The organism is Kluyvera sp. EC_51, assembly GCF_019584505.1.
Classification (GTDB): Bacteria; Pseudomonadota; Gammaproteobacteria; order Enterobacterales; family Enterobacteriaceae; genus Kluyvera; species Kluyvera sichuanensis.
Genome location: NZ_VDAG01000115.1, coordinates 17,730 through 30,250, shown reverse-complemented (window position 1 = coordinate 30,250; position 12,521 = coordinate 17,730). Strand labels below are relative to the sequence as shown.

Here is a 12,521-nt window from a genome sequence, read left to right as displayed (position 1 = left end):
AGCGCCATCCGGCCTACAAACAGACATCAATGCACCTCAAAATGAGGTGCATTTTTTTCAGGTCAGGCGGTACCGCCCACCGTCAGATTATCCACTTTCAGGGTTGGCTGGCCAACGCCAACCGGCAGGCTCTGGCCTTCTTTGCCGCAGACGCCCACACCGTTATCCAGCTTCAGATCGTTACCAACCATCGAGACCTGCTGCATGGTTTCGATACCGGAACCGATAAGCGTCGCCCCTTTCACCGGCTTGGTCACCTTACCGTTTTCAATCAGGTAGGCTTCCGAGGTGGAGAAGACAAACTTACCGGAGGTGATATCCACCTGGCCGCCGCCAAAGTTTGGCGCGTAAAGGCCGTACTCGACGGATTCAATGATCTCCTGCGGCGTGGATTTCCCGGCCAGCATGTAGGTGTTGGTCATACGCGGCATCGGCAGGTGCGCGTAGGATTCGCGGCGGCCGTTACCGGTAGGCGCAACGCCCATCAGACGTGCGTTAAGCTTGTCCTGCATATAGCCTTTGAGGATCCCGTTTTCGATCAGCACGTTGTACTGGCCCGGCGTCCCCTCATCGTCGATCGCTACGGAGCCGCGACGATCGGACATTGTGCCATCATCCACGATGGTACAGAGTTCAGAAGCCACCAGTTGGCCCATCTGGCCGCTGAAGACCGAGGTGCCGCGGCGGTTGAAGTCGCCTTCCAGACCGTGACCGACCGCTTCATGCAGCAGTACGCCCGGCCAGCCCGCGCCCAGCACCACCGGCAGCGTACCCGCAGGCGCAGCCACCGCAGAGAGATTCACCAGCGCCATGCGCACCGCTTCTTTCGCCCAGGCATCGGCGCGCACTTCACCGTCGAGGTCGGCAAGGAAGTAGTCATAGCCAAAGCGACCGCCGCCACCGCTGGCGCCGCGCTCGCGTTTACCGTCATCTTCCACCTGCACGCTAACTGACAGGCGTACCAGCGGACGTACATCGGCAGCCAGCGTACCGTCGGTCGCGGCAACCAGAATCAGTTCATAGACGCCGGTCAGGCTCGCCGTCACTTCCTGCACGCGACTGTCCGCCGCGCGCGCGACGCTGTCAACGCGGCGCAGAATATCCAGCTTCTCTTCGCGGGTCATGCTTTGCAGCGGATCCAGCGAGGTATAGAGCGCAGGATGCTCAACCGCACCCAGCGTCTGCACTTTACCGTTGCCCGCATCGCGCACGATGGTACGCGCTGCCTGCGCGCTCTGTTCCAGCGCCAGCAGGCTAATCTGGTCGGCGTAGGCGAAGCCGGTTTTCTCACCGCTCACCGCACGCACCCCAACACCCTGGTCGATATTGTAAGAACCATCTTTAATGATGCGATCTTCTAAAACCCAGGATTCGTGGTAGCTGGACTGAAAATAGAGATCGCCATAGTCCAGACGACGCTCCGTGAGTTGACCAAGAATGGCGAACAGATCCTGATGGTTCAGGCCGTTCGCTGCCAGCAATTGTTCACTTACCAGGTTTAGACTCATTATTTCGCTACTCGTTAATGGCCCGCGCGCCTCACGCATTTCGGGCCGGTATTCCGGGTGTTTGTCTTATGAGATTGAGGCAATTCAAGGCTTGCGTCAAATCATGGCTTTTTGTCGCTGCGCGCCTGGCGTAGCACTTCGTTAATCTGAGGCTTATCAATCGGGCCGGTGATGCGATAGCGCAGTATCGACACTTTGTTCCACAGCGGCCCCAGCACTTTGGTCGCAGCAAACACCGCTGCGCCAATAATCGGGTTCACCGCGAACGCCGTCGCCACGCTGACCGTCGCCGAAATTTCCGGCGCAACGATGGCTTCCATATCCAGCTCGCGGCGCACCAGGTTAACCGACCCTTTCATGGCGATATCCGCCTCCAGGCCGTCCACCAGCGTATCATCCGTATTCAGTACGCCGTCTTTGATCCATGCGGTGCTGCGGATGGAATCAAAGTAGAAGCCTTCGCTGAAGGTGTCGCTAAAGTCAAAACGCAGCTTACGCAACAGCGCATCGACGCTCAGCAGACGCAGCAACTGCCCGGCATGTCCGGTCGACAGATCGGTGAATTGCCCTTTGCCAACGTGCGATTTCAGAATGCCGTTAAGCGAAGCGACGTCTGGCTGCCACGGTTTATCGCGCCAATGTAAATCGTAGTCTACATCAACGGAAGAATCGCGAATCGGCGTCGAAACCCCGAAGAAAGCCGTCGCATCATCAATCTTGTTGCCATGAATTTTGCCTTTCAGCGAGGTGCGCTGCCCGGACGGCGAGTTTACCCAGACGCCATCGGCGGTTAAGCGGCCAAAGCCGGTATCCACCAGCCCATTGGCAAGCGTTAGGGTGTCGCCCTTCACGTTGAAATCACCGTCGATGCGGCCATATTTCTGCCCCCACAGCCAGCATTCGGCGCAGCGCAGCTGCAGATCGGGCCAGCCACGGAAATCAATGGCGCTGCTGGCGGCGGCGGTGCTGAGCATCTTGTCTGAGGCGGCCTGTGCCAGCGGGTTCGCCGACGGGTTATAGTAGAGATAGCGCACGGCAGCCTGCCACGGCGCGTGATTTTTCATCGTCAGGCTGGCGTTAATTTCACGCCCTTGCGCTTCCACGCGGGTGCCGTCTACCGTCGGCTGGGACACCACGCTCAGGTTATTCCACTGCTGGCCCGCAAAGGTCAGTGACGGGGTGCGCAGCGTGACGTTCTCCGGGAACGCCGCCGCGGAGCTCACGCCATCGGCCGCGCCGTGCTGGAACAGCGCCAGCCACTGCGCGCCGTCCATCGGCGGCATATTCAGCTCCACGCCCGGCGTTTGCGGCAGCGGCGGAATCGTCCGGCTATCCGAAGCCCAGATAGCGCTTTCCAGCGTCAGCTTTTTCCCCAGCAGCCAGCGGCTATTGAGATGGTTTTCTGGCCCGACGTTCCCAGTCAGATCAAAGCTGTGCAGGTTGCCGTCGACGTTGAGCTTCACGGGCAACGATTTACCCGCCGCTTTATCTGCCGGAGACGGTAAGCTACTGCTCAGATTTTGCAGATCGCTGGTGATGCCCACCTTGTAGCTCGCACTGCCGTGATACGGTAGTTCAATAGCGACGTTACCTTTCCACGGCACGCTGCCTTTAAGCGCATCGTTAAGCTGTTTTGGCAGCACGCCCGTTTTCGCTGGCTGCCAGTCCGCCTGCATGTTGACGCCCACCTGATAAGATTTCTCGCCCTCTTTGGTGGTGAAATCGACGTTCAGTGGCTGATTGAACCAGGTCGCTGTCAGCGGTTCGCTCGTCAGGTTGCCGTTGTCAAAGCTAAAGCGGCCTTTGAGGTTATGCAGCGTGCTATCGAGCGGTTTGATAAACAGGCTGTTGTTGTTCAGCGCGACGTTACCGGTCGCTTTTACCAGTTCGCCGTCCAGCGGAATATCAAGATGTAAGCGGGCGCTCACATCGCCATCAAGCTGGAGTTCCTCAAGGGTCGCGCCGAGGGATTTGTCGAGCGGCGTCTGCTGGAAATACGGGCCGACGGCTTTGCCTGGGCCGTTGATATCAGCATCAATCAGCAGCTTCTCTTTGGCGTAGTCCGGGATCGCCGCGTCAAGATTGCTGGCGGTTACGCCGCCGATCGCCGCTTTATCCGCCTTCATCCACAGACCAGCATTGATAAAGTTAAGCTCGATATTCAGGTTGGTCAGCGCAGGCCAGTCCGGCTGGAAGGCGAAGGTCGCATCATGCAGCGGCACATAGACCTGGAACTGACCTTCGTTATGCTCGTACGGGAACAGATGCGGGTTGCCGCCGTAAACCAGGGTGGCGTTCTCCGCCTTACCGGCTTTGATGGCGCCGCTCAGGTAGTCAACCAGCTTCGTCCCCATCAGGTTTTCCGGGAAGTAGCGCCAGGCCTGCCCGCCGTCGTCGGTGCTGATACCGGCCAGAATGCCCAGCCACGGCTGATCGTCCTTCGGTTGCAGATAGCGGAAACCACCAGCGGCGCGAACGCCCGTCGCCGTTATGTCAATGTCACGCCCATCGAGCATGAACCCTCTATCGTCATTGACCCAGTTGAGGGTCGCGGCGCCTTTGGCAATCTCCAACGGCGCGCGGAAGACGTGTTCGTACGGCATCTTCGCGTCTTTCATCGCCACATGCAGCGAACCATTCTCTACGCCGCCGGTAACGTACCCGGAGACATTCTCTGCGCCGGGCAGCAGCTTCCACTGCTTCCAGCCGAGGTCATTCCAGCTCGCGTTAAAGCGCGTTTTGCCGGTGTCCTGCAGCGGAATATCAATTGCCAGCGTATCGACCATGCCCGCAGGCTGGGCGGTGCGCCAGATATCGGCAACCTCAGGCGAGAGTTTTTCAGCAATCGGCAGCAGGCCGTTCAGCCCTGCAGGTGAAAGATGGCTGGCGCGAATGCGCAATTCGTCACTACGCTGATGATTCGGGCCGCCCACCTCTTGCGCCGGGATCCACGCCAGCGCCAGCGCACCGCGTGGCCACGGCGTATCGTCGATGGTAATACGGGTATCAGGGATGCGAACTTCCCAGCCCTCTTTTTCACGCGACAGGTGCGCGGTGAGGTTATCTACCGCCAGATGATGTTCCTGCTGATCGCCCTGCCAGCTGGCACCGCCCTGCTTAAGCAGAACGTCGCCGCTGGCGATTTCGCCTTTATCCAGCGAAGCCCAGCCTTCAAGGCTGAAGCGGGCGCTGGTCAGCGCAATGTTGTCCTGCATCCACTGCCCGAGCCACGGCTTCACGTCGATATCGTCGGCCTGAAGCCATAAGCGCCCTTTGTTCAGCAGGCCGTTTTCATCGCGCAGATCCATACGAACCTTCATCACCCCGTGCTGCCCGGTAAGGCTGGAGAGGCTCAACTCCCCTTCGGCACGGTGACGGTTGTCATCGTTCACCCAGGTCAGTTGGGGAATGGCCAGCTCGGCGCGCTGCCCGGAGAGGGTCAGGAAGCTTAAGTGGCTGTCGCGAAGAATAAAGTGGTCAAACTGACGCAGGAACAGATCGCCAAGGCGATCGCTCTTAAGGCTATCGCCACCGTCGTTATTTTGCAGCGGGGTATTGGTGTGGATTTGCAGCTGCCAGAAGGTCAGCTCACGAAACTGCCAGCGCATGTGCAGCAGGCTTTGCCAGACATCGAGCGCCATGGAAGCGCGTTTGATATCCAGCGTGCCGCCATCGTGCATGGCGACATGAATATCGCGCACGTCCAGCGTAGGACCAAAGTTTTGCCAGCTGGCGTGCAGCTGTGAAGCGGACACCGGCAGCCCGGTCACCGCTTCAATTTTGCTCAGCAGTTCAGGGCGCCATTTATCCAGATGCGGCAAGGCGAGACGCAGGCCGCTCACCAGCAGCGCGACAACGACAATCAGTGTGGCTACGGTGAGCAGCAAAATCCCCGGCAATCGCCTCACGCATCTCTCCTTGGGTCGCAGCAGGCTGCGTAATTACATCATAACCACATCAAACTGCTCCGGGTTATAGAGCGGTTCAATCTGGACTTTAACCTGCTTACCGACAAAAATTTCCACTTCCGCCAGCGCGTGGGACTCTTCGCCTTTCAGCGTTTCGGCCACGGAAGGAGAAGCGTACACCAGGAAGCGATCGGAATCATAAGCGTGATGCACGCGGACGATTTCGCGCATAATTTCATAGCATACCGTCTCAACGGTTTTCACCGTACCGCGACCACTACAGGTCGGACATTCGGTGCACAGCACGTGCTCGACGCTTTCACGCGTGCGCTTACGAGTCATCTCCACCAGCCCCAGCGGTGAGAAGCCGTTAACGCTGGTTTTGACACGATCTTTGCTTAGCGCCTGTTCCAGCGAGTGCAGCACACGGCGGCGATGGTCTTCATTATTCATATCGATAAAGTCGATGATGATAATGCCGCCAAGGTTACGCAGACGCAGCTGACGCGCAATCGCCTGAGTGGCTTCGATGTTGGTGTTGAAAATCGTGTCATCAAGATTGCGGTGGCCAACAAAGGCTCCGGTATTGATGTCAACGGTGGTCATTGCTTCGGTCTGGTCGATAACCAGATAGCCACCAGACTTGAGCTCAACCTTACGCTCCAGCGCACGCTGGATTTCATTCTCAACGTCGAAGAGATCAAAGATAGGCTGACGACCGCTATAGTGCTCAAGCTTACTGGTCATTTCAGGCATATATTCAGCCGTGAATTCCATTAACGCTTCGTAGGTTAGACGGGAGTCAACGCGAATTTTATCCAGCTGGGCGTCAGCAAAGTCGCGGAGCACACGCTGCGCCAGCGCCAGTTCACCGTACATCTGGTAGCGAGTCTGTGGGCGCTTCTTACGCTCCATGACCTTGGTCCAGACGCGCTTAAGATAGGCGGCGTCAGAGGCCAAATCCTCTTCACATACCCCTTCTGCTGCGGTACGAATGATAAAGCCGCCCTGCTCATCGCAATAATCCGCGACCACCTTCTTTAAGCGTTCACGCTCGGCTTCACTTTCAATACGCTGCGATACGCCAACGTGCGAGGCGCCGGGCATAAAGACCAGATAGCGGGAGGGTAAGGTGATGTCGGTGGTCAGACGCGCGCCTTTGGTTCCCAGCGGATCTTTCACCACCTGAACCATCAGGTCCTGGCCCTGACGCACCAGTTCAGAAATATCGCGGACGGTGAACTGCTTTTGCTCTTCACCCGCCACGCATTCGGTATGCGGCATGATATCGGAGGCATGAAGGAACGCCGCCTTATCGAGACCAATATCTACAAAAGCCGCCTGCATACCCGGTAAGACACGACTAACACGACCTTTGTAGATATTGCCTACTATTCCGCGTCGCGCTTCACGCTCAATATGAATTTCCTGCAAAATGCCGCCATCGATATACGCCACTCGCGTCTCCGATGGCGTCACGTTCACTAATAGTTCAGCCGTCATGTGTATCCCTTTTTTCACGTAGCGAGTTAAAGTTACTCAGCAACTCATACGTTTCCACCAGCGGTAAGCCGACTACGGCGTGATAGCTGCCATTTATCTTCCTGACGAAACAGCCACCCAGCCCTTGAATACCGTATGCACCTGCTTTATCTAAAGGTTCGCCGCTCGCAACATAGTCTGCAATGTCTTCTTCGGAAAGCGTCCGGAAGGTCACTTCAGTCATCACCAGACAGTCGAGCGTGTGCTGACTATCAGCCAGCGCAACGGCGGTCATCACCTGATGGGTTTTCCCTGATAGCTTACGCAGCATCGCTGCCGCATGAGCCGTATCGCGCGGTTTCTCCAGCACTTCACCGTTGAGGACAACAATCGTATCAGCCCCGAGAACAGGAAGGTCGTGGCGAGTTAACGCGACGCCAGCCTGCGCTTTCTCTCGCGCCAGGCGCGCCACGTACTGCTGCGCCGGCTCTTGTGGACGACGCTGCTCTTCAATGCCGGGAACCACTTTCTCAAACGTCATGCCTAGCTGAGTGAGAAGTTCCTGACGACGCGGGGAACCTGAAGCAAGATAGAGAGATACCATAACGACCTTATTGAACGGCAAATTGCTGGCGAACTTTCCGCATCAGAAGAAATATCCACGGCCAGAGCACGCCGTTTACTACACTACTCCAGAACACTTCAGGTCGGAAAGAGACGTTGATCACTAAAAACTCTGCCCAGAAAACAATAATATCCGTCGCGAGCGAGAGCAGCATAACTACCAGCGCCTGTTGCCAGAGCGCCAGATTGCGGAACAGCTGATACTTCAGCGCCACCAGATACGCCACGATGCTCAACGACAGCGCACGCACGCCAAGCGTTGAACCACTGATGAGATCCAGTATGGCACCCATCACGAGGCCCGTGCCAACATTCACGCGGTGCGGCAGCGCCAGTGACCAGTAAAGCAGGATAAGCAGCACCCAGTTTGGCCGGAAAACGATAAGGTCGTCCGGCCAGGGCATAACCTGTAGCAGCAGTGCGATAAGAAACGAGAGCCAGATTACCCAGCGTCCCTGGCTACGGTAACTTGCCACTATTGCCCCCCTGCGGAGGGTTGCGGTGGCGGCGTACCCGCAGGCGGCGTGGTTAACCCGGTTGCCGGAGCGGGAAGCTGCGGCCCCATGGTTTCAGGAGACGGCAGCACCTGAGGCATCATCTGCATCAGACGTTCATTGGCGACGCGATGCACCTCTTCCGGGGTCATCGGGTTAGTTCCGTTACGATCCGCACCCCACAGCAGCAACAGATAGCGCAAACGCTGCAGGCCTGCCGTTGGACGAGCCTGAATCACCGTGTACGCGCGCTGCGTATCCAGCTTAACAGACGAGACGACGCCAACCGGATAGCCTTCCGGGAAACGTCCGCCCAGGCCGGATGTTACCAGCACATCACCCACACGAATGTCGGTGTTGGCCGGCAGATGCTCCAGCTGCAGATCGTCCGTGCAGCCGTTACCGGCGGCGATCACGCGAATATCGTTACGCAGAACCTGAATCGGCAGCGCGTGAGTGGCATCGCAAATCAGCAGCACGCGGCTGGTGAGCTTAGCGACGGCCACAACCTGACCCACAACGCCTTTATCGCTGATCACCGGCTGGCCTTCGTAAACGCCGTTCACGCTGCCTTTGTCGATAACCACCTGGTCGCTGTAGGGATCGTTAACCGTTGAGATCACCTGCGTCACCATTTTCTGTTCGTCCTGGCGCAGCGGTGAACCTAACAGTTCACGTAAACGGGCATTTTCTTGCTTGTACTGACCGAGCATCAGCAGGTCGCTGTTTTTCAGCAGCAGTTCCTGGCGCAGTGCACGGTTTTCGAGTTCGAGCTGATCGCGTGAAGCCAGCGTTTGCGAGACGCTATCGAGCAGTTCACGAGGACCATTGGAAACAAAGTAGAAAGGACTGACGGCAGTATCCATGTACGTTCGAATTTGACTGAACATACCGAGACGGCTGTCGGCAATAATGATACCCAGCGCCACCAGCACCGCCAGGATAAGGCGAATCTGCAGCGACGGGCCACGGCTAAAAATGGGCTTCATAGGCTATGCGTATTCTCGTGTCAGTGAAATTGAGGGTAGCCTTCTGGCTACCCTGAACCTCATGCTGACTACTCTTCGCTGAACAAGTCGCCGCCGTGCATGTCGATCATTTCCAGCGCCTTGCCGCCGCCACGCGCTACGCAGGTCAGCGGATCTTCAGCAACGACAACTGGAATACCGGTTTCTTCCATTAACAGACGGTCGAGGTTACGCAGCAGTGCGCCACCACCGGTCAGAACCATACCGCGCTCGGAGATGTCGGAAGCCAGTTCTGGTGGGCACTGTTCCAGTGCAACCATCACTGCGCTCACGATGCCGGTCAGCGGCTCCTGCAGCGCTTCGAGAATTTCGTTAGAGTTCAGCGTGAAGCCACGCGGAACGCCTTCTGCCAGGTTACGGCCACGAACTTCGATTTCACGCACTTCGTCGCCCGGATAAGCGGAGCCGATTTCGTGCTTGATACGTTCTGCGGTTGCTTCACCGATCAGAGAGCCGTAGTTACGACGAACGTAGTTGATGATCGCTTCGTCGAAGCGGTCGCCACCGATACGTACGGAGGAGGAGTAAACCACGCCGTTCAGGGAGATTACGGCCACTTCAGTGGTACCACCACCGATATCCACAACCATGGAGCCGGTTGCTTCAGAAACCGGCAGGCCTGCACCAATTGCTGCGGCCATCGGTTCTTCAATCAGGAACACTTCACGGGCGCCAGCGCCCTGAGCAGATTCACGGATCGCACGGCGTTCAACCTGCGTTGCGCCAACCGGTACACAGACCAGTACGCGCGGGCTTGGGCGCATAAAGCTGTTGCTGTGAACCTGTTTGATGAAGTGCTGGAGCATTTTTTCGGTCACGAAGAAGTCAGCGATAACGCCGTCTTTCATCGGGCGAATAGCCGCGATGTTACCTGGCGTACGGCCCAGCATCTGTTTTGCGTCATGTCCCACGGCGGCTACGCTTTTCGGCGAACCGGCACGATCCTGACGAATGGCGACTACGGAAGGCTCATTCAATACGATGCCTTGTCCTTTTACATAAATCAGGGTATTCGCGGTACCCAGGTCAATGGACAGGTCATTGGAAAACATGCCACGAAATTTTTTCAACATACTAAGGGATAATCCTGAAAGCTGGGGCGGAAAAATAAAATCCGCTTACTTTACCAACCACACGCAGCAGCGACAAGGCGCAAAAATCATCTGCAACGGTGAAAATTAGTGCAGTTCGTTACCTCTGTTACAAATCCAACCTGAGTCCTTCAGTGCAGGAAGACTCACTGCCGCTCCATCCTGGATTTGTACCTGTCAAAGGTCGCCACATGCATGGTGCGTCTTTTTTCCCGGCGAGCAGACATGCACACTCCCGGAAAAAACCGCGCGCGTTATTCTACGTGATAAACACGTTAAACAGCAGGTCAAACCGAATATCTTTGCGAATATTTTTTCACATTTGAGTCAAGTGGCTGGGAAGCAGCAAAAAAATCGCCCTGACCGCCGAAAACTCCGCATTTGGTCAGCTCCTGCCATTCGCCCCGACTGCGCACGCCCGCCGCGAAAACCTGTATCGATGTTCCTTTACAGGCCTCCACCAGACTTTGTACTAACAGCTGGTTTTGACTGCGCTTTTCAATATTTCGCACCAGCACCGGATCTATCTTAATCAGCTCAACGTCGAGCTGCTTAATCCAGGTGGTGCTGACTAAGGCTAAACCTGCCTGCGTTACTGCAACCCGAACGCCTAATGCATGGATTAAACGGACGACTGGCTGTAAACGCGTCATATGTTGACAGACATCTACCTCTGCAAGTTCAAAAATAATCCGTCGGCGCTGCGATTTTTCACACTGCATCAAGGTATCGCGCAGCCAGCGCTGGAAACGCGGGCGGATCAGCGACTCAACCGTTACCTGAATAGCCAGGTTTTCCTCCGGCCAGAAGCCGAGGAATGGGATCAGGCGGGTGATCTGCTGGCGGTCGTACTCTTCGCCAAGGCCAAACTCCAGCACCATCGGCAGGTATTCTGCGGCAATCACCTCTTCTTTACCGTCAAAGATACGGCACATCAGTTCACGGTGGTGAACGCTGCCGTCGAGGTTGACCGCCGGTTTTTGATACAGGCGTGGGCCGCCACGGCTGAGCATCTGCTCAATCAGGGTGCGCCAGCGGACGTTACCGCGCCCTTTCTCCGGTAATGAATCATCATAAATCGCCCAGCTGTTGCTGCCCTGCAGCACGGCATTGCGCACTGCCGCTTCCGCGTGTTCCATCACCTGCTCGGTCGTCTGCCCGCTACGCCAGGCGCAAATGCCGATGTGCATCATGTCATCACGATCGAGGATCTTCGCCAGCGGCAGCCCATCAATGGCTTTGAGTAATTGCCCGGCGATACTGTCCGCTTCTTTTAACGTGCGGTGCGGCAGCAGAACGGTAAAGTCGCTGCGGCGATAGCGTGCCAGCAGCGCGCCGGGGTAACGCATAATAAAGGTAGAGAGCAGATTGATAAGGGTAAAGACATGCTCTTCCGCTGCGGCACGGCCCCAGTTGTCACGCAGGAAGTCGAAGTCCGGCAGACGGATCATCATCACGATACCGTGGGAGCCAACGTTTTCCTGGTCATCAAGCAGCGTCGCCAGCTGATTATCAAAGAACAAACGGTTACTGAGGCCAGTTTTCGAATCCTGGGCCGCATAGGAGCGGATCAGCGTATCCAGGCGGCTGCGCTGCTCGCCGGCAAACTGAATTTCCGAAAGCAGCATATCCAGCGCCGAACTGGTGCGGGCGGGCCATTCATGAATATTGCCTTTGGCTTTCGGCCCGCGCTCGCCGTTAAGAATGCGAATAGAGCGCAGCTCCAGCAGCTCTTCCCCGGCCAGCTGTCGCCGTAGCCAGCGTACGGCGATAAATACCACCAGCACCATAAAGGCAATGGTGATAGTCAGCGGCGCGGTGGTCATGAGCGAGCGAAAGTAGTTGGCCATTGGGTCCTGATAGACCAAATGAATCATCATGCCGGGATGTTTGAGCGACGGGACTTCCATTTCGCGGAATTGATAGTGGCTGCCAGCCGGCTGATAGCTGCTGCCGCGGCTATGGTGGAACAGCGCTTTGCCGTTGAGCGTGAAATCGACGCGGACAATATCGAGCGGCACCATGATCTCATCAAGCTGATGGTCGAGCTTGTCGAACGGCGTATTAACCAGGCGGTTATCCAGCACGGTCGCCACAGCCTGCACGCGATTGGCTATCTTGTACTGTATGCCGTTATAAAAACTCAGCGAGGAGCCGATTAACGTCACAAAGATGGTAAGCCCGGTTAAGAGCGTAAAAAAGGCTGAGAACTTCGTCGTTAATCGCATCCCTGTGTTAACTCCGTAGGTTAATCGTCCCCGATGAGTGTCGGGCGCCTGCGCCAGTACATTACGATTAGAAGTAAGCACTAACATATCAAACCAGGGCGGCATACTACCAAACCTGGAGGATCTGGCAATTTATTGCGCCAAATCGCCAACAAATA

General features: G+C 56.7%; 8 protein-coding genes. All 8 read right to left on the bottom strand.

Going from position 1 to position 12,521, the window contains the following annotated elements; genetic code table 11:
- Positions 1-62: 62 nt before the first annotated feature.
- Positions 63-1,508: a metalloprotease TldD gene (gene tldD, locus FHC49_RS22095; protein ID WP_185669798.1), complete on the bottom strand. Its 1,446-nt coding sequence runs from the start codon at positions 1,506-1,508 to the stop codon at positions 63-65.
- A gap of 101 nt (positions 1,509-1,609) precedes the next feature.
- On the bottom strand, positions 1,610-5,416 hold the full coding sequence (yhdP, locus tag FHC49_RS22090) for an AsmA2 domain-containing protein YhdP (protein ID WP_220440869.1): 3,807 nt from the start codon (positions 5,414-5,416) through the stop codon (positions 1,610-1,612).
- Positions 5,417-5,449: 33 nt separating this feature from the next.
- The gene (gene rng, locus FHC49_RS22085) at positions 5,450-6,919 is read right to left on the bottom strand and encodes a ribonuclease G (RefSeq protein WP_185669796.1); all 1,470 of its coding nucleotides are present in this window, start codon (positions 6,917-6,919) and stop codon (positions 5,450-5,452) included.
- Entirely contained in the window at positions 6,909-7,502 is a 594-nt protein-coding gene (locus tag FHC49_RS22080) for a nucleoside triphosphate pyrophosphatase (RefSeq protein WP_185669795.1), read from the bottom strand. Before FHC49_RS22080 ends, rng begins: the two co-directional genes overlap by 11 nt.
- A 7-nt stretch (positions 7,503-7,509) precedes the next feature.
- The gene (gene mreD / locus FHC49_RS22075) at positions 7,510-7,998 is read right to left on the bottom strand and encodes a rod shape-determining protein MreD (RefSeq protein WP_185669794.1); all 489 of its coding nucleotides are present in this window, start codon (positions 7,996-7,998) and stop codon (positions 7,510-7,512) included.
- Complete coding sequence (gene mreC, locus FHC49_RS22070) at positions 7,998-9,005, bottom strand: rod shape-determining protein MreC (RefSeq protein ID WP_185669793.1); 1,008 nt, start codon at positions 9,003-9,005, stop codon at positions 7,998-8,000. Before mreC ends, mreD begins: the two co-directional genes overlap by 1 nt.
- Before the next feature lie 68 nt (positions 9,006-9,073).
- A complete protein-coding gene (gene mreB, locus FHC49_RS22065; RefSeq protein ID WP_000913396.1) occupies positions 9,074-10,117 on the bottom strand; it encodes a rod shape-determining protein MreB in 1,044 nt (347 codons plus the stop codon).
- 305 nt (positions 10,118-10,422) lie between these two features.
- The gene (gene csrD / locus FHC49_RS22060; RefSeq protein WP_220440868.1) at positions 10,423-12,363 is read right to left on the bottom strand and encodes an RNase E specificity factor CsrD; all 1,941 of its coding nucleotides are present in this window, start codon (positions 12,361-12,363) and stop codon (positions 10,423-10,425) included.
- Between the last annotated feature and the right edge of the window lie 158 nt (positions 12,364-12,521).

Coding starts and splice junctions, on each gene's coding strand:
- tldD (WP_185669798.1), bottom strand. CDS start 1,508: ATGAGTCTAAACCTGGTAAGTGAACAATTGCTGGCAGCGAACGGCCTG.
- rng (WP_185669796.1), bottom strand. CDS start 6,919: ATGACGGCTGAACTATTAGTGAACGTGACGCCATCGGAGACGCGAGTG.
- FHC49_RS22080 (WP_185669795.1), bottom strand. CDS start 7,502: ATGGTATCTCTCTATCTTGCTTCAGGTTCCCCGCGTCGTCAGGAACTT.
- mreC (WP_185669793.1), bottom strand. CDS start 9,005: ATGAAGCCCATTTTTAGCCGTGGCCCGTCGCTGCAGATTCGCCTTATC.
- mreB (WP_000913396.1), bottom strand. CDS start 10,117: ATGTTGAAAAAATTTCGTGGCATGTTTTCCAATGACCTGTCCATTGAC.
- csrD (WP_220440868.1), bottom strand. CDS start 12,363: ATGCGATTAACGACGAAGTTCTCAGCCTTTTTTACGCTCTTAACCGGG.